General features: G+C 64.3%; 17 protein-coding genes. 7 read left to right on the forward strand and 10 right to left on the reverse strand.

What is annotated here, in order from left to right; translation table 11 throughout:
* Positions 1-36 precede the first annotated feature (36 nt).
* Positions 37-1,350, reverse strand: coding sequence for a sugar MFS transporter (locus ACSBM8_RS15405; RefSeq protein ID WP_442678878.1), 1,314 nt, complete (start codon positions 1,348-1,350; stop codon positions 37-39).
* A gap of 47 nt (positions 1,351-1,397) precedes the next feature.
* Complete coding sequence (locus ACSBM8_RS15410; RefSeq protein WP_442678879.1) at positions 1,398-2,756, reverse strand: M24 family metallopeptidase; 1,359 nt, start codon at positions 2,754-2,756, stop codon at positions 1,398-1,400.
* A 92-nt stretch (positions 2,757-2,848) separates the two neighbouring features.
* Here ACSBM8_RS15410 and ACSBM8_RS15415 point away from each other — a divergent pair, with 92 nt between their 5' ends.
* Positions 2,849-5,086, forward strand: coding sequence for a penicillin acylase family protein (locus ACSBM8_RS15415; RefSeq protein ID WP_442678880.1), 2,238 nt, complete (start codon positions 2,849-2,851; stop codon positions 5,084-5,086).
* A gap of 13 nt (positions 5,087-5,099) precedes the next feature.
* On the opposite strand, the gene ACSBM8_RS15420 is transcribed toward ACSBM8_RS15415, so the two are convergent.
* Together ACSBM8_RS15420 and ACSBM8_RS15425 are read right to left on the reverse strand one after the other, a co-directional pair.
* Positions 5,100-5,849, reverse strand: coding sequence for a FadR/GntR family transcriptional regulator (locus ACSBM8_RS15420; RefSeq protein WP_442678881.1), 750 nt, complete (start codon positions 5,847-5,849; stop codon positions 5,100-5,102).
* Between the two features lie 66 nt (positions 5,850-5,915).
* Entirely contained in the window at positions 5,916-6,776 is an 861-nt protein-coding gene (locus ACSBM8_RS15425; RefSeq protein ID WP_442678882.1) for an SMP-30/gluconolactonase/LRE family protein, read from the reverse strand.
* A gap of 196 nt (positions 6,777-6,972) precedes the next feature.
* On the opposite strand from ACSBM8_RS15425, the gene ACSBM8_RS15430 reads away from it, so the two are divergent.
* Genes ACSBM8_RS15430 through ACSBM8_RS15450 form a run of 5 tightly spaced genes read left to right on the forward strand, consistent with a single transcriptional unit; the run spans position 6,973 to position 12,241 of the window.
* Complete coding sequence (locus ACSBM8_RS15430; RefSeq protein WP_442678883.1) at positions 6,973-7,863, forward strand: arabinose ABC transporter substrate-binding protein; 891 nt, start codon at positions 6,973-6,975, stop codon at positions 7,861-7,863.
* Positions 7,860-9,389, forward strand: coding sequence for an L-arabinose ABC transporter ATP-binding protein AraG (gene araG / locus ACSBM8_RS15435; protein WP_442678884.1), 1,530 nt, complete (start codon positions 7,860-7,862; stop codon positions 9,387-9,389). Before ACSBM8_RS15430 ends, araG begins: the two co-directional genes overlap by 4 nt.
* On the forward strand, positions 9,386-10,384 hold the full coding sequence (gene araH, locus ACSBM8_RS15440; RefSeq protein ID WP_442678885.1) for an L-arabinose ABC transporter permease AraH: 999 nt from the start codon (positions 9,386-9,388) through the stop codon (positions 10,382-10,384). The genes araG and araH overlap by 4 nt, the downstream gene beginning before the upstream one ends.
* The gene (gene dgoD / locus ACSBM8_RS15445; RefSeq protein WP_442678886.1) at positions 10,371-11,522 is read left to right on the forward strand and encodes a galactonate dehydratase; all 1,152 of its coding nucleotides are present in this window, start codon (positions 10,371-10,373) and stop codon (positions 11,520-11,522) included. Before araH ends, dgoD begins: the two co-directional genes overlap by 14 nt.
* The gene (locus ACSBM8_RS15450; protein WP_442678887.1) at positions 11,516-12,241 is read left to right on the forward strand and encodes an SDR family NAD(P)-dependent oxidoreductase; all 726 of its coding nucleotides are present in this window, start codon (positions 11,516-11,518) and stop codon (positions 12,239-12,241) included. Before dgoD ends, ACSBM8_RS15450 begins: the two co-directional genes overlap by 7 nt.
* Positions 12,242-12,261: 20 nt before the next feature.
* Here ACSBM8_RS15450 and ACSBM8_RS15455 read toward each other — a convergent pair whose 3' ends face one another.
* Together ACSBM8_RS15455 and ACSBM8_RS15460 are read right to left on the reverse strand one after the other, a co-directional pair.
* Complete coding sequence (locus tag ACSBM8_RS15455) at positions 12,262-13,338, reverse strand: aldose epimerase family protein (RefSeq protein WP_442678888.1); 1,077 nt, start codon at positions 13,336-13,338, stop codon at positions 12,262-12,264.
* Positions 13,339-13,393: 55 nt separating this feature from the next.
* On the reverse strand, positions 13,394-16,159 hold the full coding sequence (locus ACSBM8_RS15460; RefSeq protein ID WP_442678889.1) for a TonB-dependent receptor: 2,766 nt from the start codon (positions 16,157-16,159) through the stop codon (positions 13,394-13,396).
* Positions 16,160-16,338: 179 nt separating this feature from the next.
* Between ACSBM8_RS15460 and ACSBM8_RS15465 the strand changes: the two genes are divergently transcribed.
* Positions 16,339-18,552: an alpha-galactosidase gene (locus ACSBM8_RS15465; RefSeq protein ID WP_442678890.1), complete on the forward strand. Its 2,214-nt coding sequence runs from the start codon at positions 16,339-16,341 to the stop codon at positions 18,550-18,552.
* A gap of 88 nt (positions 18,553-18,640) precedes the next feature.
* Here the strand turns inward: ACSBM8_RS15465 and ACSBM8_RS15470 are convergent, their stop codons facing one another.
* The 4 genes from ACSBM8_RS15470 to fdhD form a co-directional block, all read right to left on the reverse strand.
* Complete coding sequence (locus tag ACSBM8_RS15470) at positions 18,641-19,885, reverse strand: Nramp family divalent metal transporter (protein ID WP_442678891.1); 1,245 nt, start codon at positions 19,883-19,885, stop codon at positions 18,641-18,643.
* 347 nt (positions 19,886-20,232) lie between these two features.
* Positions 20,233-21,189, reverse strand: a complete 957-nt coding sequence (locus tag ACSBM8_RS15475) for a manganese catalase family protein (protein WP_442678892.1) — start codon at positions 21,187-21,189, stop codon at positions 20,233-20,235.
* A gap of 225 nt (positions 21,190-21,414) precedes the next feature.
* A complete protein-coding gene (gene mobA / locus ACSBM8_RS15480) occupies positions 21,415-21,972 on the reverse strand; it encodes a molybdenum cofactor guanylyltransferase (protein ID WP_442678893.1) in 558 nt (185 codons plus the stop codon).
* On the reverse strand, positions 21,969-22,778 hold the full coding sequence (fdhD, locus tag ACSBM8_RS15485) for a formate dehydrogenase accessory sulfurtransferase FdhD (RefSeq protein WP_442678894.1): 810 nt from the start codon (positions 22,776-22,778) through the stop codon (positions 21,969-21,971). The genes mobA and fdhD overlap by 4 nt, the downstream gene beginning before the upstream one ends.
* Positions 22,779-22,818: the final 40 nt, after the last annotated feature.

Below are 22,818 nucleotides of genomic sequence, written 5' to 3' on the forward strand. Positions count from 1 at the left end.
GCGTGCCACGGCGCAAGGTTCAGCCTCCCGGGAGCATCAGATCTGTTGCAGGGATAGCGCAGGGCGCCGCGCATATAACCCGTAAGCGGCGATCACGACGTAGCAGGCAGCGGGCAAGGCCAATGCCAGATGAAGGCTGCCCGAACGATCGGCGAGATAGCCGGTCAGCGGCGGAATGATCGCGCCGCCGACGATCGCGGTGACGATCACGCCCGATCCTTCGGCCGTGCGGCGGCCCAGCCCCTCGCTTGCGATCGAAAAGATGGTGGGAAACATGATCGAGTTCATCAGCCCGATCGCCAACAGCGACCAGCCCGATACCCCGCCGACGCTATTTGCCGAGAGCAGGATCAACAGGATCGATCCGGACGCGACCGCGGCAAGGACCTTGCCGGGCGAGAGACGGGTCAGGACATAGGCGCCAATGAATCGACCGACGAGGGCGCCCCCCCAATAATAAGGAACATGCTTGCCCGCTTCGGCGGCGCTGAGCCCCAGCGTCGCGGGCTGCATCAGATAGTTCACGATCAGCGATCCGATCGCGACCTCCGCGCCGACATAGAGGAAGATGCACAAGGCCCCCAGGCCGAACCGCGGACGGCCCAGCAGATCCAGGGCGTGAAGGATGTTCTGGCGCGGCGCCGGCTCTTCCTGCAGCCGGTTGCGTCGGGACCACACGACCAGGGCGATCAGAGCGAGGGCCGCGGCCAGGCCGAGATAGGTCATGACGACGGTGTGCGTCTCGGCGGCGCGATAGGCATCCAGTGCCGCGCCCGACAGCGTCTTGGGATCGACCGTCGCCAATCCTCCCAGAATGAGGACCGACCCGACATAGGGAAAGACCGTGGTTCCGAGCGCGTTGAAGGCCTGTGCAAAGGTCAGACGACTGTGCGAGGATTTGGGCGCGCCGAGCAGCGAGATAAGCGGATTGGCGACCACCTGAACAATGGTGATCCCGGCGGCCAGCACGAACAAGGCGAACAGGAAGACACCAAAGGTAGCGGATCGCGATGCCGGCACGAACAACAGACAGCCTAGCATCATCGTCACCAGGCCCAGCGCGGCGGTACGCATATAGCCAGCTTGCCGCACGATCGCGGCGGCCGGGATGGAAACGATGGCATAGGCCGCGAAAAAAGCGGATTGGACGAGCAACGCCTGGGCGTAATTGAGCGTGAACAATTCCTTCAGCTTGGGGATGATCACGTCATTCAGGCTGGTGATGCCGCCGAACACGAAGAAGAGCGCGAACATGAAGATGCGCAGATCGGGCGCATCATAGCCATTTTCGCCGCTCGTGGGTGCGGCTGCGGCCGCCGTCGACGTTGCCGCTGGTGGATCGAACTGCACCAATCTCTCCTGTTATGTGTCTGCCGACCTGCTCTGCAGCGGCGGGTTTAGGCGCAGCTGAAGATCCGGTCGCTGCGCAGCCAACAGGGCGGCAGACACATTGGCGCCGAGGACAGCGGCAGCACCGACGGCGCCAGACGGACGCCCAGCTGTTCCGTCATGAACTGGCGTCGTGCCTCCATCCGACGCCACACGTCGGGATGGCGATCGGCCAGTTCGGACCGCAGCACCGCATCGGCGAACACCACGCTATCCTCGCAATTCAACGCCCATCCATCCTGAACAGGTGTCGGGATGACATCCACCTGCATATGCATGCCGGACCGGATCGGCTCGCCCGAGCCCGGGCGTATCGGGGTGTTCGACCATTCCTCATGCCCGGTCAGATGGCCGGGGTTGAGCATCGAGCCGAGACCGTTGCGGGCCAATGTCTCCGACACGTGGCTGTGCAGTTCGCCGCCCGCAACACCGATGTCGGCAACGGCGTACCAGCTCAACAGCCCCTCATAATAATTGGCGGCCAGCGCCTCGAAGCCGGCGTCTTGGTCGGTCACGAGGCCTGCGCGCGCGGTAAGCCCACCCCACAGCCCAACCGCGGTCGAAACACCATCACCGCGCTCGATCACCCGATTGCCGGGGCTCGCCAGCCCGATGACCGGCCCGGTCGCAGCGTTGCCCGATGCCAGCATCGTATGCACGTTGAAGGGCTCGCCGCGATAGGTCATGCGCGCCGCCGCTTCCCACTCGCGGTCGCCGGGTCGGATCTGGCTCAGCGCATTCCAGACCATTTCCGAGCTGCGGGCCGCTGCGGCTTCGAAGATCGCGATCTGATCCGCGTCGATGATCGATCGCTGTCCGGTTTCCGGATGCAGCATGACGTCCGTCCGGTCGGTCACCGCACCCGCAACACGGCGGATCGCTTCCAGATAGGCGGCCGGCAGGAAGGATGGCGGTTCGCCCCCGTCCCACTCCTCGGCGCCCAGATATTTCCAGCCGACGACGCCGACGCTGTCGCCGGGTCCGATACCGGCATCGCGCAGCACGTCGGTCAGTTTGGGGGCACGGCTGCGGTCCTGCCCAAGCAGGCTCATCGTCTGCGACAACTGCACCTCAAGCCCCGGCAGGGGCGACCGCGCGGCATAAGAAACGCATTCATTACCCGTGATAATGATATGCTGGTCCTGCGGTCCCAGCAGCAGCAGCGCCTCCTCGAAGCGCGGTTCGAAGCCGGAGAGGAACATGACATTCGCCAGATGCTCGCGATCGGCATATAGAATCAGCCAATCGGTACCCGCGCTGGCGCGGGCGGATCGGCAACGTTGCGCATAGCGTTCGCCATCCAGCGGCGCCGGCGCGGAGATGGGGCCAAAATCGGGAATGGTGATTTCGCGCAGCCGTATCGTCATCCGAAGCTCTCCTCTTGCATCGGCGAATATATATGACTTAACCTGGACGCAAGACGTCAGCCGGTAACCAGCAAATCTTCCAAGGAGCTTGCGTGCGCATCCCATCGATCTTGCTCGTTGCCGCAGCAACCCTGTCGCCGCCTGCCGTCCTTGCCGCAGGCGTAACGCCAAGCGATCGGGCGGCACGCGTCAGCATCGTGCGCGACAGTTTCGGCATCGCCCATATCCATGGCAAAAATGATGCCGATGCGGTGTTCGGCATGACCTATGCGCAGGCCGAGGATGATTTTCCCCGGATTGAACAGAATTACCTCGTCGCAATGGGCCGGCTGGCGGAAGCCGATGGGGAAAAGGCGGTTTGGCAGGACCTTCGCCAACGCCTGTTTCTCGATCCGGACGATCTGCGTGCGCAGTATCGCGCATCGCCGGCCTGGCTCAAGACGCTGATGGATGCGTGGGCCGCCGGATTGAACCACTATCTCGCCACGCACAGCGAGGTACGTCCGCGCGTGCTCACACATTTCGAGCCGTGGATGGCCTTGGCTTTTTCGGAGGGCAGCATCGGTGGCGACATCGAAAGCGGTGTCGATCTCGACCAGCTGCGCGCCTTTTACGGACAGACTGCAGCGCCTTCGCCAGCCGTCCTGGCCACCCGCGCCGGCGAGATGACCGAGCCGCAAGGATCGAACGGATTTGCGCTGGGCCCAAGCCGAACGGCCAATGGCTATCCCTTATTGTGGATCAACCCGCACACGTCCTTCTTCTTCCGCGCCGAGCAACAGGTGACCAGCGATGAAGGGCTGGACGTCTATGGCGCGGCCACCTGGGGACAATTCTTCGTTTATCAGGGCTTCAACGATCGATTGGGCTGGATGCATACGACCAGCCGGGTCGACAATATCGACGAATTTGCCGAGACCGTCGAACGCCGTAACGGGCGGTTAGCCTATCGTTATGGGAATCGATGGCGGCCCGTGCGGGAGCGGGTTGTGCGACTACAGGTGCGCGCGGCCGACGGCCGTCTGACGGAGCGCGTCTTTACCACACTGGCCACCCACCATGGCCCCGTCATCCGCAGCGAGAATGGTCGCTGGATAGCGGTAGCGATGCTTAACAATCCGCGCGCCGCGCTCGAGCAAAGCTTCCTGCGGACCAAGGCGACGAGCCTGCGCGCCTATCAGGCCGTGTCGGAACGCAAGGCCAACTCGACGAACAATACGCTGCTGGCCGCCGCGGATGGAACGATCGCCTTCCTGCCCCCGCAATTCGTGCCCGTGCGAAGCGCACGGTTCGACTATACCCGCCCTGTCGATGGCAGCGATCCGGCAACCGACTGGAAGGGCCTGCACCGCCTCGACCAGCTCCCGCAGGCGATCGCACCGACGACGGGTTATGTCATGAATACGAACAATTGGCCGTGGAGCGCGGCCGGCAGCGCGGGCCCGCGCGCCGCCGATTATCCCCGCTATATGGACCAGCTGGGCGAAAACCCCCGTGGCATCCATGCGACCATGCTGTTGTCCGGCAGCACCAAATTCACGGCACAAAGCCTGACCAGAGCGGCCTTCGACTCTTTCCTGCCCTTTTTCGACGAGCAGATCCCGCTGCTGCTGCGCGGCTATAACGCCTTGCCGCCGCGCGATCCGCAACGCACCCGCCTTGCCGCGCCGGTGGCGATGCTGACATCATGGGATCGGCGGTGGGGGCTGACGTCCCGCCCGACCGCGCTGGCCGTCCATTGGGGCGAGGCCCTGTGGGCGTCGGAAGGGGCGAAAGCGAAGGCGGCGAACGTTCCGCTGTTCACCTGGCTCCGCGAACGTACGAGCGACGCCGATCGCGTCACCGCGCTGGCAAAGGCGGTCGAGCAAATGCAAAGCCGCTGGGGAAGCTGGCAGGTGGAATGGGGGCGCATCAACCGCTTCCAGCGGGTCAGCGGCGCCATCCACGCAAGCTTTGACGACGCGGCCGCCAGCGTGCCCATCGCCTTCACCTCCGGCAATTTCGGATCGCTCGCCTCCTTTGCGGTGGAACGGCAGGCGGGACAACGCTGCTTCTATGGCACCAGCGGGAACAGCTTTGTCGCCGTCGTCGAATTCGGCCCGCATCCACGCGCCTGGGCGGTGTCGGCGGGCGGCGAGAGTGGCGATCCCTCCTCGCCCCATTTCAACGATCAGGCCCGGCGCTATGCTGACGGCGATCTCCGTCCGATCCCGCTGACCGAGGAGGCGTTACGCCCCTTCCTGGCCAGCGCCTATCATCCCGGCGATCCGCGGCCGCTACCTGGGCCCAGTCGGCCTATTACCGGCGCCAGCCGATGCGGTGCGCTTTAAGGACGCCGCTTGATCAAGGACGGTGGGGGCGGTTTCCGGCGGTGAGCAGCAGATCGAGCGCGCCCTTGATCAGATCGCGCATGCGTTCGCCAGCCAGGCTGGCCTGGCCCTCCACGATGGCGTCCGCAACGCGCTTGTGATCGCGGGCGCTGGCCCGTGGCACGCCCTTATATTCGTTGGTGCGCGTGATCGAGAAGCGCAGCGTCGTTTCCACCAGATCGGTGAACTGACGCATGAAACGGTTGTTGCTGGCTTCCAGCACCGCAATGTGGAAGCCGATATCCGCCTCCAGCGCGTCGCCCTCCCCCCGGTCGGCGGCGACCATCCGCCCGATCGCATCCACGATGGCGCGCCGCTGCGGGCCGGTGGAGGTATGGGCGGCAAGCGTAGCGGCACGGGGCTCGATCGCCATCCGGATCTCGGTGAAATCGATGAGCAGATCGATCGAGAAGCTACGCTGCAGCATCCAGTTGAGCACGTCCGGATCCAGCAGGTTCCAGCTCGCTTCGGGCTGTACGACGGTGCCGGCCCGCTTGCGCGCAAGCAGCAATCCCTTTGCGGTCAGCATCTTGACCGCTTCGCGAACGACCGGGCGGCTGGCATGATAACGCAGGCACAGCTCCGCCTCGGTGGGGAAGGCGCGCTGCTGCGTGAAGGCCTCGGTCACGATCGCCCGGCCGAGATCATTGACGATGCTGGCAGTCAGGTTGCGGCCATCGTCGCCAAAATTCGATGAGAAGCCTTCGATCGCGGCTGTGACCATGCCATCCTTCATCAACGATACCCGATAGTCAGGGAAGCGCGCACGCCCTGTCCCAGTCTACAGCGCTCATCCGCCGAAAGCTATCGGCGCCAACCCGGTCACGCCGGGATCGATCTCGAACAGCGCGCCCTGGGCTTCTCCGCCGTCCGTATCGACCGATGCGGATGTGACGAACATCCTGTCCAATCCTGGCCCGGCAAAGGTGCAGCTGGTGATGTTCGTGGCAGGAAGCGGCACCGACCGGTCAAGCCGCCCGCGCGGATCGAAGCGGCTGACGCGGCCCCCGCCCCAATGGGCGATCCACAGATAGCCTTCGGCATCGGTCGTCATGCCGTCCGGGGCACCCCATCCGTCTTCGAACTGGAGGAAGAGCGACCGCTCCCCCAATGTCCCATCGGCGTGGAGCGGAAAGCGATAGACGCGGCCGCGACCACTGTCCGTATGATACACATAGTCGCCCTCCGGGCTGAACGTCGGGCCGTTGGTGACCAGATAGCCGTCGTCATGCCGCCGCAGGCGCCCCTTCCCGTCCAAGCTGTAGAATGCGCCGCTCGCCTCCTGATCGCGATCGTCCTTGCTGCCGAACCAGAGGCGGCCCGCCGGATCCACCTTCGCGTCGTTCAAACGATTGTGCGGGCGATCCGGCTCGGGCGCCAGACGCGGCCGAATGGCCATGGGCTCCAGCGCAAGATCGGCGATGCCGCTCTTGAAACCGGCAAGCAGATTGTCGCTGACCGCCTGCTCCACCACCCAGCAGATCTTTTCGGGCATCGGCCAGTTGCGCAGGCGATCATTTGCCAAAGTGAGCGCCCACAGCCGCGCGCCCATGATATCGACCCAGAACAGCGCTCCCGCGCGCGCCGACCAATAAGGTCCTTCCCCCAAAAGATCGCGCGTCGGCCGCGCCACAATCCGAAAGTTTGTCATCGCCACCTCGCGTTATAAGTATGATATAAATTGACGTCTGTCGATTCCGAACGCATGATTGCGGCAAGAGGATGAGGCGGGATAGCGACAGGTGCTGGTAAGCAGGAGAAGCTGCCTGAGAGGGGGCGGCGCAGCGGGCGTCGCGCTGCTTTCCGGGTGCGCGCGTGCTCCCGCCGCCACCCGCATCGGCTTCATCGTGAAGCAACCCGAAGCGCAGTGGTTTCAGGACGAGTGGCGGTTCGCGCGGGCAGCAGGCCGCACGTTCGGCTTTGAGGTGATCGCGATCGGAGCCGAGGATGGCGACCGGGTGCTGGCCGCCCTCAACACTTTGTACGCCCGCTTCGCCGCGGGGTTCATCATCTGCGCGCCGGACCCGCGCCTGGGCCCGGCGATCGCCGGCTTCGCCCGCACAACCGGGCTGAAGCCCATGTCGGTCGACGATCGGTTGATGGCGGCAGACGGCCAGCCGATCGCCGACATCCCCTATACCGGCATCTCGGCCGGAGCCATCGGCCGGCTTGCGGGCGAAGCCGCGGCTGCCGAAGCCGCGCGGCGCGGATGGTCGCGCGAAACGACCGGCATCCTGCGCATCAGTTTCGACAGCCTGGACACCGGGCGCGAACGCACTGCCGGCGCGGTATCCGCGCTGCATGCGAAGGGCTATCCGGCCGATGCGGTCAAGGACGCGCCGCAACGGACGAGCGACACCGAGGGCGCGTTCAGCGCGGCGGCCCCCGTCCTGACGGTGAATGCGCGCTATGACCGTTGGATCATCCTGGGGCTGAACGATGAGACGGTGGTCGGCGGAGTTCGCGCAGCCGAAGGCCTGTCGCTGGGCTCGGCCGACATTATCGGTGTCGGCATCGGCGGATCGGAGGCGGCGATTGCCGAACTGGCCAAGCCCCGCGCGACCGGTTTCCACGCGTCGGTTCTGCTGAGCCCGCGCGCGCATGGCTATGATACGGCGGTGGCGATGTACCGGTGGATCACCGCCGGTCAGGCGCCTCCGGCGGTGACCCTCACCAGCGGCAAGCTGTTGACCCGCACCAACTATCGCGACGTGCTGGCACAGGAAGGCATGGCGTGAGCGCTTTGCTGGAATATCGCGAGGTCACGAAGCGCTTCCCGGGTGTGGTCGCGCTGGACGGCGTCAGCTTCCAGGTCGGTGCCGGCGAGGTGCGCGCGCTGATCGGGGAAAATGGCGCGGGCAAGTCGACCCTGCTGAAAATCCTGGCCGGTCAATATCAGCCCGACGGCGGCGAATTGCTGGTGGACGGCAGTCCGCGCCGCTTTGCCACCCCGCGCGAGAGCCAGGATGCGGGCATCGCCATCATCCATCAGGAGCTTCAGCTCGCCCCGGACATGAGCGTCGCGGAAAATCTGATGATGGGCGCGCTGCCCAGCCGATGGGGCATGGTCGATCGTGCCACGTTGCGGTCGCGCGCGCGCGCCGTCCTGGAGCGACTGGGCGAGCCCATCGACCCGGACAGCCGGCTGGGCGATCTTTCGATCGGCCGTCGGCAGATGGTGGAGATCGGCCGCGCGCTGCTGCGCGATGCGCGCATCATTGCATTCGACGAGCCGACGAGCTCGCTCAGCACGCGTGAGACCGCGAAGCTGATGGAGATCATCGGCAGTCTGCGCGCAGAGGGGCGCGCCATCATCTATGTCAGCCACCGGATGGAGGAGGTGTTTGCGCTGGCTGACACCGCAACGGTCCTGCGTGACGGCACGCATGTGCTGGATGCAGCGGATGTGGGCCCCACCGACGAGGCGCGGCTGGTTGCGGCGATGGCGGGCCGCACGGTCGCGGATATCTACGCCTACCGGCCGCGCCAATTGGGCGCGAGCGCCCTGCGCGTGCGCGGCATCGAGGGCGCCGGACTAAGCGCGCCAATGTCGCTGGATGCGGCGAAGGGAGAGATCCTCGGGTTTTTCGGCCTGGTCGGGGCGGGGCGAACCGAGCTGTTCAGGCTGTTATTCGGGGCCACCCCCGCCATGGCCGGCACCGTGGCGGTGAACGGGCAGGTAATCGACCGCGGCCCCCGCGCCGCAATCGCCGCCGGATTGGGACTGGCGCCCGAGGACCGCAAGGATCAAGGCATCGTACCGCTCGCGTCGGTGCGGGAGAATATCGCACTCGCCTGGCGCAACCGCGGCGGGGAAACCCCACTGCTGCGGCAGCGCCAGGAAGCCGCGCATGCGGCAGACGAAATCGCCCGGCTCCGGATCAAGACGCCCGGGCCGGAGACCGCCATCTCCACGCTGTCGGGCGGAAACCAGCAGAAAGCGATCATCGCTCGCTGGCTTTTGGCCGACGCGTCCATCCTGCTGCTGGACGAGCCGACACGTGGGATCGATGTCGGCGCGCGCAGCGAGATTTACGGCCACATCTATGATTTCGCCGAGCGCGGCGGGACCGTATTGCTGGCGTCCAGTGATCTGCCGGAAGTTCTGGGCGTGGCCGACCGGATCGTCGTCATGCGCGACGGCGCGGTTTCCGGCATCGTGCCGCGCGCCGACGCCACTGCCGAACGGCTGCTGCGACTGGCTTTGCCGGACGCCGGCGCCGCGCCGCTACTTCCCATCGTCAAGGATGCAACCTCCGCATGATGAACCGCCGGCTGCTGCGCCGATCAGGACCCCTGATCCTTCTCCTGCTGCTCATGGCCTTGCTCGCGGTCGCGGTTCCCGATTTCATGGGGATGCGCAATCTGCGCGGGCTGCTGCTCTCGGTCACGCTGGTGGGCACCATCGCGGCGACGATGATGCTGGTGCTCGCCATGCGCGAAGTCGATCTGTCGGTCGGCTCGACGGTGGCGCTGTCCGGCGTCATTGCCGCGGTGGTGATCGCCCAGACCGGAAGCCCGATATTGGGCGTGTTCGCCGGCCTTTCGGGCGGCATGGCCGTCGGGCTGTTCAATGGCACTGTCGTCGCGTTGCTGAAGGTCAATTCGCTGATCGTGACGCTCGCGACGATGGAGATGGTGCGCGGCCTGGCGTTCCTGGTGTCCGGCGGCGAGTCGGTTGCAATCCCCGCCCAGAGCTTCTTCACCTTGGGCTCCGGCTCGTTCCTGGGCGTCGGTTGGCCGATCTGGGCGATGCTGGCGAGCTTCGCCGCATTCGGGTTGCTGCTGAATCGAACCGTCTTCGGCCGCAATGTCCTGGCCGTCGGCGGCAATCCGGAGGCGGCCCGGCTGGCCGGGGTACCGATCACCCGCGTCCGGATCACGGTCTTCGCGCTGCAGGGCCTTGTCGCCGGCGTAGCAGGCATCATCTTGGCCGCCCGGATCACCAGCGGCCAGCCCAATACCAGCGTCGGGCTCGAACTGGCGGTGATATCGGCCTGCGTGCTTGGCGGCGTATCGCTGGCCGGCGGTGTGGCGACGATCGGGGGCGTCATCATCGGCGTATTGATCATGGGGACCGCGCAGAATGCGCTGAACCTGCTGAACGTGCCGACCTTCTATCAATATGTGGTGCGCGGCGGGATCCTGCTGCTCGCGGTAGTGGCGGACGGGCTGCGGCAGGGCCGCGGTTGGCCCGCCTTCCGTTTGTGGCCAGCCACGGGCCGAACCATCCAGACGAGCGAGAATGACCGTGCATAAAATCGCTACCCTTGAGGCTTTCCTCGTCCCGCCCCGCTGGCTGTTCGTCCGGATCGAGACGGATCAGGGCGCGATCGGTTGGGGCGAAGCCAGCCTGGAAGGGCATGGCGAAGCCGTGTTGGGCGCGATGGAGGCGGTACGGGATCGCATCGTCGGCATGGATGCGTCGCGGATCGAGGACATCTGGCAGCTTCTCTACCGGCTGGGTTTCTACCGCGGTGGGCCCGTCCTGATGTCGGCCATATCGGGGGTCGATCAGGCCTTGTGGGACATTAAGGGCCGCATGCTGGGTGTGCCGGTATCGGATCTGCTGGGCGGCCGGGTACGCGATCGCATGCGGGTCTACGCCTGGGTCGGCGGGGACCGCCCGCACGATGTCGCCGCCGCCGCCCTGGAACGACGCCAGCAGGGCTTCGACGCGGTCAAGATGAACGGGACCGAAGACATGGCCTGGCTCGACAGCCCGGCCAGCGTGGACGCGGCGGCCGAGCGGCTGGCGTTGGTGCGCGAGACCGGCGTCGATGTCGGTGTCGATTTCCACGGCCGGGTGCACAAGCCGATGGCGCGCCAGCTCGTGCGCGCGCTCGAGCCTTTGCGACCGCTCTTCGTGGAGGAAGTGCTCGCCAACGAACAGCTGGAGGCTATCGCCCAGATTGCCGGCCAGACCAGCGTGCCGCTGGCGTTGGGCGAACGCTTGTACAGCCGCTGGCAGTTCAAACCCTTCTTCGAGGCTGCGGCGATCGACATTGCCCAACCCGATCTGAGCCATGCCGGCGGCATTTCGGAGTGCCGCCGGATCGCGGCCATGGCAGAGACCTATGATGTCGCCTTTGCCCCGCATTGCCCGCTCGGACCGCTGGCGCTGGCCTCCTGCTTCCAGGTGGCCGCGGTGACATTGAACTTCGTGATCCAGGAAATGTCGATCGGTATCCACTATAATCGCCCCGATGCCGACCTGCTGACCTTCGTGCGCAATCCGGAAGCATTGCGCGTGACCGACGGGATGGTCGCGGTACTGGAGGGGCCTGGATTGGGCGTGGACATCGACGAAGACGCGGTGCGATCCGCTGCGATCCAGCCGCATCGGTGGCGCAATCCCGTCTGGCGCGGGCGCGACGGATCGCTGCGCGAATGGTGAGTGGCATCGACGGCAAGATCGCGCTGGTGACCGGCGCCGCGGGCGGGATCGGCGGCGCCGTCGCGCAGAGCCTGGCGGAGGCCGGGGCGGCGCTGTTCCTAATCGATCGCGAGAAGCCTGACAGGCTGGCGAAAAGATTGGGCGGGCACGCCGTGGCGCATCGCTGCGATCTGGCCGATCCCGCCGCGGTGGAGGCGGCCTTCGCTGCCGCGGTCGCACATTTTGGCCGCGTCGACCTCCTCGTCAACGTGGCCGGCGTGATGATCTACAAACCGATCGAAGAACAATCGGCAGCGGATTGGCAGACATTGCTGACAATCAATCTGATCGCGCCGGCTTTGCTGACCGGATGCGCATTGCGAAGCATGAAGCAGGGCGGCGCCATCGTGAATATCGCGTCCGTGCATGCGCGTCGCACATCGCCGCTGGTCGCCTCTTACGCGGCCTCGAAAGCAGCCCTCGTCAGCCTGACGCGCTCCACCGCGATGGAGGGAAAACCGCGCGGCATCCGGTGCAACGCGATCCTGCCCGGGGCAATCGACACGCCCCTGCTCCACGCCAGCCCCAACATCCGATCGGGCGCGGAGGTGGTCGATCCGGCCGACCTTGGGCAGCCCGAGGACATTGCCCGACTGACCATCTTCCTTTTATCCGACGAGGCCCGCTTCATTACCGGCGAAGACATCGTTGCCGACGGCGGACGCATGGGCCGGCTCTGACGACGCCATAGCGGGCGGGCTTATGCCTCGACGGCGAAGTGGAGGCGAAGCTCGGACCGATATTCCTGCCCCGGATCGAGCCGGGTTGTCGGGAAGTCCGGCCGATTGGCGGCGTTGGGAAACGCCTGTGCCTCCAGGCAAAGGCCGGTGCGCCGCGCAAATGCAAGCTGCGAGCCCGTGGCCTCTCCATCCGCGCACAGCGCGTTACCGCTGTAGAATTGCAGCGCCGGCTGATCGGTCGACAGCGTCATCACGCGCCCGCTTGCGGGGCAATGGATCCGGGCGGCGAAGCATGGCTGCTGGCGCGGCCCATCGGTAGACAGGACGAAACAATGGTTGAAGCCGTCCGCGGCGTGGATCTGTGGGTGATCGGCGTCGATGACGCTGCCGACCTCGCGCGGCGCCCGGAAGTCGAATGGCGTGCCCGCCACCGGCTGCGCCGCAGCGTCCGGTAGCGCCATCGCATCGATCGGCAGAAAGCTGTCCGCCGCAATCGCCAATTGATGGCGATCGATGGTGGCGGCAGGATCACCGGACAGGTTGAAATAAGGATGGCTGACGATGTTCACATGCGTCGGACGATCGCTTGTCGCACGATAGGTTACGGCCAGCGTATCGGCCGCCACCAATGCGAAGCGTGCCAGGACCGAAAGATCGCCGGGATAGCCCTGATCGCCGTCGGCACTGGACAGCGTCATCTCGACGCCGTCGGGGACAGATCGCCCCCGCCAGAGGCGACGACTGAACCCGTCGCGGCCACCATGGAGATGATTGGGGCTCTCGTTTTCGTCCAGCGCGAAGCGTGTGCCATCCAGGACGAACGCCGCCCCGGCCGTACGATTGGCAACCCGCCCGCAACTCGCGCCGAAACGGGGGTCCTCCGGCAAACCAAGCGCGGCGGGGTACCGGCCGATATCGACATCGCCGAGGATGACGTTAGCGCAATGCCCATTGCGATCGGGCGCCTCGATCCGCAGCAAGGTGGCGCCGAGCTCCGCCACCCACAATGCGATCCCGCCCGGCGCGGCAATCCGGAATACCGACGCATCGCGGCCGTCGCGGAGCCGAACCGCATGTTGCGTGATGTCGATCATCATCGTCCAACGACTATAGGGAGGATCATGTCACCGACACGACCCTCCCTATCCTGTGTCAGAGACTGGCGCGGATGCCGAGCGTGATACGGCGACCCTGATCCGACTGGGTGATCAGCCGCTCCTGGTAGCGCGAATAGCTGCGGAACTTCTTGTTCCCGGCGTTCAGCACTTCGCCATAGATCGAGAAGTTCCGCGTCAGCTTGATCGATCCGCTGAGGTCGATCTGCGTGTAACCGTTGACGTTTTCCGGCTGGCTCTGCGGACCGAAGGTCTGGTTCAGGAACTTGGCACGCCAGTTATACGCGCCGCGAACCTGAAAGATATCGTCCTCGTAGAACAGCACCAGATTTGCCGAGTCCGACAGACCCTCCACGTTGAACGTCTGATTGCTCAGCGACGGATCGAAGCGGATCGAGCTCTTCACCTTCGTGTAGTTGGCGGAGCCGCCGAAATTCTTCAAAAATCCGGGGAGGAAGTCGAAGGTCGACTGGATCGCCGCTTCAAACCCGTACACTTCGCCATTCTGCGCATTGTACGGTCGGTTGGCGATGAAATTCAGACCGAAATATTGCTCGGGCTGCTGGCCGGAGATGATGAAGTTCTGCAGCTTCTTATAGAAGCCGGCCAGGCTCACATAGCTCGTGCGCGTCAGATAATAATCGGCTGATGCGTCCGCATTCCAGGCAAGGAACGGCTTCAGATAGGGATTTCCGCCGCTGACCGTATTGCTGTTGGGCGGGCGGAACACGAAATCCTGCGACAGGCCCAGCCGGCTCAGCGTCGGGCGGGTTAGTGTGCGCGATCCGGCAAGTCGGAAGGTCAGCTTGTCGGTCATGTCCAACCGGAAATTCACCGTCGGCAGGAAATAGGTGTAATTGTTGTTGGCATCGACCGGCACGGTCGGGCTGTAGACGGGGATGGCCGCGGTCGGATCCTGCGGGTTCTGGATGACGTTCAGCAGCGTCACCGAATAGCCGGTTGCATGCAGATCGGTGTGGATCAGGCGTCCGCCCGCCATCGCGGTCCAGCGCCGATCGCCAAACTGGCCTTCGAAGCTCGCCTGGATATAGCCGGCAAAAGTGTTTTCCCGCACGGTGCCGGAGCCCCGCTGGCGATCGATCGGATCAAGGCTGTTATTATTGCCACCGTAAACCGCCAGGAAGCGTTGGCGCGCAGCGATCGCATCCGGATCGTTGCTATTACCGACCTGGTTCACGGCAGCGGCGCTGCCATAATATTTGACCAGCGCGTCGCGATCATAGTTGAGCCAAGTCATGTCGCGACCCAGCACATTCGCCGTGAACGGCGTGAACAGATCGGACGGCGCCACCGCGGCATAGCCGCAATAGAAGCAGCCGAGCGGCTCTGGCGATTCCCGCGAGACGACCGTCTTCAGGCGGTTGGTGAAGAGGACACCGGCCTGCAGCTTGGAGAGCGGACCCCAGCCGGCATCATAGGTGCCGTCGATCGTCGCCTGGTTGACCTTGTCGCTGTTGCGGCCACCGCGTTCGGAACAGCAATGCAGCCGTGGCTGCGAACGATCGTCGGTCGGCAGGATGTTGGTCATCGTGGGAAGACCATCCGGGCCGTTGAGCGTGAAGGTCGGCGTCACGCCCACTTCGCGCGTTCCGACCACATAGAAGAGCTGATCGGAATTATCGCGCGACTTGGAGTGGGCGCCGTCGAACAGGATGGTCGTACGGTCGTTCGGCTTCCACTCAAGGTTGCCGCCGATCTGATAGGTGCGCTCGTTGACCGGGTTGGTCGCCAGGATATTGTCCGCCGCGACACCGGCAGTCGCCGTCGCCGGCAGAACCGTGAAACTGGTGGCGGTGCCGTTGGCGTTGATGGTGGCGGACGTGATGCGGCCCGGATCGGTGTAGAAGCCGAGCTGGTTGGTTCGGCTGCTGATCTTCTGCTGCGTATACAGCGCATCCATCGTGAACTTCAGTTTGTCGCTCACAACATAATCCAGCGCGAACGTGCCACCTGTCCGGCGGCGATCATTGCGCGTCGAGGTGAAGTTCAGCGTCCGCGGCAATGCGACGTCGTTGCGATCGGTCTTGCCGTCATTGTTGGTATCGACCGATTGGTTGATCACCCAGCCATCGGTGCTGATGTTGGTCAGATTGGAAATACGCTTGTCGTAGATCAGGCTGGCCATCACACCGAAGGAGCGATCTTCGTTGGAGCTGCTGATGGCGACGGAGCCGTAGGGCGTGACCTTGTCGGACGTGTTGTCATGACGGCCGGCGGCGTTGGCGGTGATGCGCAAGCCGGCCCGATCCGTTGGCCGCGCGGTGCGCAGGATCACGGTCGAGCCGATGCCACCTTCCTGCAGCCGGGCTTCGGACGACTTGTAGACTTCCGCGCCCGAGATCAGGTCCGAGGAGAGCAGGTTGAAGTTGAACGAGCGCCCGCCGCCAACGGTGGCCAGCAGACGGTTGTTCAGCAGGACCGTATTGAATTCTGGCCCGAGGCCGCGAACCGTGATGCCCGATCCCTCGCCATTGACGCGGTTGATCGACACGCCAGTGATACGCTGCAGCGATTCGGCGATGTTTTGATCCGGGAACTTGCCCATATCTTCGGCGGAGATCGCGTCTACGACGCCAATCGTGGCCTTTTTCAAATCGAGCGCGCGGGCAAGGCTGGCGCGGGTGCCGGTGATGACAACCTCGTCCGCACCGGCAGCATCCGCCTGCGCGGCGGCAGGCTGCGGCATCGTGCCACCGGGGGACTGGGGATCCTGCCCCACCGGTGCCGCCCCATCCTGCGCAAGCGCGGCAGATGCCAGCGATATCGCGGCCGTGGTCAGCAAGATTAGCTTCGTAGGCATCCTCGTCAGCATCATAATCCCCTCTCGTTATGATGATAAAGTATGATATTATTGCTCGGTCGTCGATAGGATTTTGTAACTCAGGCTTTGGTTAGCGAATAAACTGTTGCATAATGGGCACAAAGCCGTGAGATTAAAAGTATGATAAAGAGGGAAGCGATATGTCGAGGAAGTTGAAGCGGGCCGGACTGATCTTCGCAGCGACCGCGCTTTCGCACGCGGCGGCCCATGCAGAGGCCGGCTTCGATGCAAGCCGGCGCGTTTTCCGGTTGGACGGGGGCGATGTTACCTATGCCTTCAAGATCGACGGCGCGGGCCTGTTGCAATCGGTATATTGGGGATCCCGCCTCGCCGCCGCCGATCCGATCGATGCACCCCAGGCGCGCGCGCTCAGCGGTTTCGACGTGGCGGCCAATGTCGTGCCCCAGGAATATGCCGGGTGGGGCGGTGGCATCTTCACCGAGCCCGCGCTCAAGGTCGCCTGGCCCGATGGCAATCGCGATCTGGTGCTCCATTATGTATCGCACCGCCTAAGCCGCGACGGCGTCTCGATAACGCTGCGCGACATCCAGCGGCCGCTTACGGTCACGCTCAATTATGTCATCGACCGAGGCACCGGCATCATCGGCCGATCGGCAACGATCGCGAATGACGGCCGCACCGACGTGCGCGTCGACCAGGCGATGGCGGCCACCTACGTCCTGCCCGTGGGCAGCGATTACCGCCTGCACTTCCTGACCGGGCGCTGGGGCTCCGAATGGACCCGCCAGGAACGCCCCGTGTCCGCCGGTGCGACCGTGCTGGAAAGCCGCCGTGGGTCGACCGGCAGTGAAAACAATCCCTGGTTCGCGATCAGCCAGGACGGGCGGTCGACGGAAACCGATGGCCCGGTCTGGTTCGGGGCGTTGGCGTGGAGCGGATCATTTCGCATCAGTGTGGATCGCGATGTCGCAGGGCGGCCACGCGTTACTGGCGGCTTCAATCCGTTCGACTTCGCGTATCGGCTGAAACCGGGTGAACGCCTGGAAACACCCATTTTCTACGCCGGACATGCCGAGGCCGGAATGGGCGAGGCATCACGCCTGATGCACCGCTTCGCCCTGGAGCATATCGTGCCGCGCAAGGGCGAGCTGCCAGCATTACGCAAAGTGTTGTACAACAGCTGGGAGGCGACCGAATTCGCCGTCGATGAGGCGGGCCAGATGCGCCTGGCGGAACGGGCGGCGCGCATCGGCGTGGAACGCTTCGTCATGGACGATGGCTGGTTCGGTGCGCGCAATAACGATCATGCGGGATTGGGCGACTGGACGGTCAATCCCAGCAAATTCCCGAACGGCTTGGCGCCGCTGATCAGCAAGGTGCGTTCGCTCGGCATGGACTTCGGCCTGTGGGTCGAGCCGGAGATGGTGAATGCCGACAGCAACCTCTATCGTGCGCATCCGGACTGGATCATCAATTTCGCGGGCCGCCCGCGCACCGAGGGGCGCAACCAATATGTCCTGAACCTCGCCCGCATCGACGTCCGCGACCATCTGTTGAAGCAGCTGGACGCCTTGCTGACGAACAACGACATTCGTTTCCTAAAGTGGGACTATAATCGCAACTGGTCCGAGCCTGGCTGGCCGGCGGCCGATCCGGCGGATCAGCAGAAGCTGTATGTCGATTATGTCCGTAATCTTTACTGGATCCTGGCCGAGCTCCGGCGGCGCCACCCTGACGTTGAGATTGAAAGCTGCTCCGGTGGCGGCGGGCGCGTCGATCTGGGCATCATGGCTCTGACCGATCAGGTCTGGGCTTCGGACAATACCGATCCCGTCGATCGTCTGCAGATTCAGGACGGTTTCACCCAGGCCTATGCGCCGGGATTGATGATGGCCTGGGTCACCGACAGCCCGAATTGGGTAAACAAGCGCGCCACGCCGCTATCCTTCCGCTTCTTGTCCTCGATGCAGGGCGGGCTGGGCATCGGCACCAACCTGAACAAATGGACGGAGGAGGATTTCGCGACCGCCCAGCGGTACGTTGGCGTGTACAAGCGCATCCGCGAGACGGTCCAGCATGGCAATCTCTACCGTATCACGCGCCCGAGCCCGGATAATGCGACGTCGACCACGCTCTACGTCGCACGCGATAAGGCACAGGCGGCGCTGTTCGCCCTGACGCAGGGCACGCACCAGCTTGAGCCGCGGGCACCGATCCGCCTACTCGGGCTGGATCCGAATGCGCGCTACGCGATCGAGTCGATGGACGGAACGCCGCTGGGTGACGGCGCGCCTGCCGTCGCGACTGGCGCTTATTGGATGGGCCGCGGCATCGATATCCGGCTGCAGGGCGACTTTCAGGGTGCTGGCTATATCCTCAGCCGGCAGCGTTAGCCCTCAACGGGCGGGCGACACGGGCGCGCGGGTTTTGGGCGGCATGGCGCAGGCTCGTCCTGTTTCAGCGCGGATACGCGTTACCGCCTCAGCCCCACAGCAATTTGAGGCATAGACCAATGATCAACACCGCAATTACCCACGCCGTAACCTGAACGATTCTGCCGTTGGCAAACTCCCCCATCCACTTGGGGTCGCCCGTGATGCGGATGAGCGGGACGATTGCGAAGGGCAGCTGCAGGCTCAGCAGAACCTGGCTGAGGATCAGCAGCTTGCCGGTTCCAGCGCTGCCATAAAGGCTGGCCACGATCGCCGCGGGAATGATCGCAAGCCCGCGCGACACCAATCGGCGCGCCCAGATCGGGATACGCAGATTGGTGAAGCCTTCCATGATCACCTGGCCGGCAAGCGCTCCGGTCAGGGTGGAATTCTGGCCCGAGGCGAGCAAGGCGATACCGAATAAGGCGCTGGCAAAGCCCACCCCGAGCATGGGGGAAAGCAGCTTATAGGCCTCCGTTATGTCGGACACCTGGCGCCCCTGCGCATGGAAGACGGATGCCGCTAGAATCAGGATGGCGCCGTTGACCAACATGGCGAGGCTCAGTGCCATCACCCCATCCAATATCGCGAAGCGGACCGCCTCGCGCTTGCCGCGGTGGCTGGTCGCGAAGCGTCGCGTCTGCACCACCGCCGAATGCAGATACAGGTTATGGGGCATCACGGTGGCGCCGATAATACCGGTCGCGATGTACAGCATGCCGGGATCCGACAGGATTGCACCGGTTGGGACCAGCCCGCCGCCAATCCCTGCGAGATCAGGGCCGGACAGCAGCAGCTCAACGGTCAGGCTGGCTGCGACGACGACCATCAGGCCGCCGACCAGGGCCTCCAGGCGGCGAAATCCGCGCTGCTCCAGGATCGTTGCGACGATGACGTTAAGTGCGGTCAGCCACACGCCGATCGTCAGGGGAATACCGAACAGCAATTCAAGCGCGATGCCGGTACCGATCACTTCGGCCAGATCGCAGGCGATGATCGCGAGCTCGGCCAGCAACCACAAGGTCAGCCGTACCGGCCGGCTATAATGATCGTGGCAGGCTTGTGCGAGATCGCGCCCTGTGACGATGCCAAGCTTGGCTGCCAGCCCCTGCAACAGCATCGCCATGATGTTCGAGAAGGCGATCACCCACAGCAGCGAATAGCCATATTGCGAGCCACCCGCGAGGTCGGTGGCCCAGTTGCCGGGGTCCATATAGCCGACCGCGACCAGCCAGCCGGGACCGGCAAAGGCGGCGAGCTTGCGCCAGAACGAACCGTGACGCGGGACGGGCACGGTCCGATAGGATCCGGGCAGGCTGGGAGAACGCGGCAGCGGAAGATCGGTGTCTATTGCTAAGACGGCGGGCTGCGGAGGAGGCATCGATCAGTCGTCCACTCCAGCGCGTGCTACCCGCGCACCCAAACACATCGCGCGATATCTGACGCGCGCACTAGCTGCTGGCAGATACAGATTTTTGCGGGCCGCCACAGGCAATATTGCGTTACAAAACGTGGGCATAAGCACCGCATTTTGCAACGTCGGGATTGTGTATCCAGTAGCTGCCTGTCGCGATTTCGAGACACAAAAGAGCCGGGGATCGCCCCGGCTCTCAAGATTTTCAGGAAGACGTGCCCCGGCGATCACGCCGGTGCATTGGCCTCGGCCATCGCAGGAGCGGATGCGGTATCGGGCGCACCGCCCTTATCACCATTGCTCGTGCGGCCCGCACCGGGACCGGCGCCGAGGTCGGCCCCCGTCAGCGGATCGCTGGTCGGATCGGACATCGTGCGCTTTGCCAATTTGGTGGCAACCGCCTGATCGTCGCTATCGAGCCCGACGGTCGCCGACCCGTCACCACCATCGATCGGCATCGTCTGCGACAGATCGTCGATTCGATCCCATTGATCGCCCGAATTCCACGGACCGGTGGTATCGCCTTCGCCCTGCGAGGTGTTGACGTACAGATTGGCATATTTCTCGACGCCCGGCAGCTTGCCCGACGGGAAATTGTCCTCGATCGCATACAGCGCTTTTTCGAACGACTTCTGATGCGCGATTTCGCGGGTCATAAGGAAGCCCAGCGCTTCCTTGATGCCGGGATCGTCGGTGATATTGATCAGCCGCTCATAGACGATCTTCGCGCGCGCTTCAGCGGCGATATTCGACCTGAGATCAGCCGTCGGTTCCGACCGGCTGTCGATATAGGCCGCAGTCCAAGGAACGCCGGCCGAATCAATCAGGGCCGGGCCACCGCCGAACAACAACGCTTCCTTGGCGCTGGTGCCGCTTGCACCGATCGTCCGGTATAGCTCGACTTCAGCCATCTGGCCTTCGGCAAGCTGCGCCTTCACGCCCTTGTTAAGCATTGCGATGATCGAACCGATCACTTCCAAGTGGCTCAACTCCTCGGTCGCGATATCCAGCAACAAATCCTTACGACCCGGATCCTCATCGCCCAATGCCTGGGTGAAATAGCGCATGGCGGCGGCAAGTTCGCCGTCCGCGCCGCCGAATTGCTCCAGCATCATCGTGGCAAGAAGAGGATTTGGCTCAGCCACGCGCACCGTATATTGTAGCCGTTTATTGTGCATGAACATAAGGCCGCTCCAGTCTTCATCGGAAAAACAACCAACTGAGCGACGGGACGCACGTTCCGACTTATTCGTCGTTCCTAATCTGTGTTTATACGATACTTGGAACGGGGACGTTTCGATCGCGCACTGACTTCATTTCTCTACGCCTGAGCAGCTGAGTTTCACCCCCGCGTGCGATAGAAATATGGCGACCCGCAGTGGGATATAGGCTCACTCCGCCGCGGCAGACTAAGCCGGGTCGCCCCTGCCCCGGTGTACTTCGAAGCGGACCAGATCCTCCGGGCGATTGACGTTGACGAGGCTTCCCGCCGCGTCGATCGCTACTGCTGCAACCGAAGCCGCCCATCGGCGGATCGAGCGATCCTCGCCATAGGACAGATGATGCGCAAGCCCTTCGCCGAGTGCGGTTGGCCAGACACCCAGGATCGGCGCGTCCACCACATAGGCAGCCCCCGCCGCGGTGATCAGCCGCTCGATCAACGCCGACGGCACGATTGGCATATCGCAGCCGATAGTCAGGATGCGATCATAGCCGCGGGCGGCTGCCTCCTGTAAGGCGCCGCAGACCCCGCCAAGCGGCCCCAGATCGGGGCCTGGCCGATCGGCGACGGCCCGGAAGCCGTGCATCGGCGCGATCCGTCCGCAGATGATGATCTCGGCCACGAAGGGCTGAATTGCTCGGGCGGCATGCGCCAGCAGCGGCTCCCCCGCCAGGAGCGCCAGCGCCTTGTCGCTGCCGAACCGTGACGATCGTCCGCCGGCCAGCAGCGCGCCAAGCGGCTTCATCGCGGCGGCACCAGCATCGCATCCGCCCGCGCCAGCACGATCAGGTGCAGTCCACACGCCTGCGCACGTGCGATCGCGAGATCGGTCGCGGCGGAGATCGTCACCAGCATCGGACAATTCGCCAGGGCGGCCTTCTCGACCAGCTCGTAGGAACAGCGCGACGAGAGTAGCGCAAAGCCGCCATCCCAGGTCGCGCCCGTCCGTCGCATCGCACCGATCAGCTTGTCGAACGCATTATGCCGGCCGACATCTTCGCGCACATCCAGGATCTGCCCGTCGGCGCCGCACCGCGCGGCCGCATGCACCGCGCCGGTGTCTCGATTGAGCGGCTGCCGATCGCGCAAGCCGGACAGCGCGCGAAATATCGCGGCGTCATCCGCGCGCGCATCGCTGGCCACCTGCGGCAGCGGCTTGAGCGCCTGCTCCAGATTCTCGATCCCGCACAAGCCGCACGACGATTCCGAGACGCGATGCCGGACGCGATCGAGCAGCGTCTCGGTACGTGCGTCGACGAGGGTGACGCGCAGTATTTCGCCCCGCTCGGCCGGATGATGATCGATCGCGACCACATCCTGGACGCCCGTTATCAGCCGCTCGCTCAGCGCGAAGCCGACCGCGAAATCCTCAAGATCGGTAGGGCTGGCCATCATTACGGCATAGCCGATCCCATTGAACTCGATCGCGATCGGGCGTTCGATCGCAACGGGACGTGTCTGCGGTCGATGCAGTCCGTCGGGCTGGATCCGCTCGAACTGGATCGGTTGGGATGCGCTGTCGCTGCTGATCCCGCGCACCGTTATGCTCATCTTGCCGCGTTATTCTATGATAGACCGGCGTGCCAGCAGC

It is taken from the genome of Sphingomonas sp. ASY06-1R (assembly GCF_052180265.1).
In the GTDB taxonomy this organism is placed as follows: domain Bacteria; phylum Pseudomonadota; class Alphaproteobacteria; order Sphingomonadales; family Sphingomonadaceae; genus Sphingomonas_I.

Bases quoted from the DNA above. Each gene is read 5' to 3' on its own strand.
- ACSBM8_RS15410 (WP_442678879.1), bottom strand. From the start codon at position 2,756: ATGACGATACGGCTGCGCGAAATCACCATTCCCGATTTTGGCCCCATC.
- ACSBM8_RS15420 (WP_442678881.1), bottom strand. From the start codon at position 5,849: ATGGTCACAGCCGCGATCGAAGGCTTCTCATCGAATTTTGGCGACGAT.
- ACSBM8_RS15425 (WP_442678882.1), bottom strand. From the start codon at position 6,776: ATGACAAACTTTCGGATTGTGGCGCGGCCGACGCGCGATCTTTTGGGG.
- araH (WP_442678885.1), top strand. From the start codon at position 9,386: ATGATGAACCGCCGGCTGCTGCGCCGATCAGGACCCCTGATCCTTCTC.
- dgoD (WP_442678886.1), top strand. From the start codon at position 10,371: ATGACCGTGCATAAAATCGCTACCCTTGAGGCTTTCCTCGTCCCGCCC.
- ACSBM8_RS15450 (WP_442678887.1), top strand. From the start codon at position 11,516: ATGGTGAGTGGCATCGACGGCAAGATCGCGCTGGTGACCGGCGCCGCG.
- ACSBM8_RS15455 (WP_442678888.1), bottom strand. From the start codon at position 13,338: ATGATGATCGACATCACGCAACATGCGGTTCGGCTCCGCGACGGCCGC.
- ACSBM8_RS15465 (WP_442678890.1), top strand. From the start codon at position 16,339: ATGTCGAGGAAGTTGAAGCGGGCCGGACTGATCTTCGCAGCGACCGCG.
- ACSBM8_RS15475 (WP_442678892.1), bottom strand. From the start codon at position 21,189: ATGTTCATGCACAATAAACGGCTACAATATACGGTGCGCGTGGCTGAG.
- mobA (WP_442678893.1), bottom strand. From the start codon at position 21,972: ATGAAGCCGCTTGGCGCGCTGCTGGCCGGCGGACGATCGTCACGGTTC.
- fdhD (WP_442678894.1), bottom strand. From the start codon at position 22,778: ATGAGCATAACGGTGCGCGGGATCAGCAGCGACAGCGCATCCCAACCG.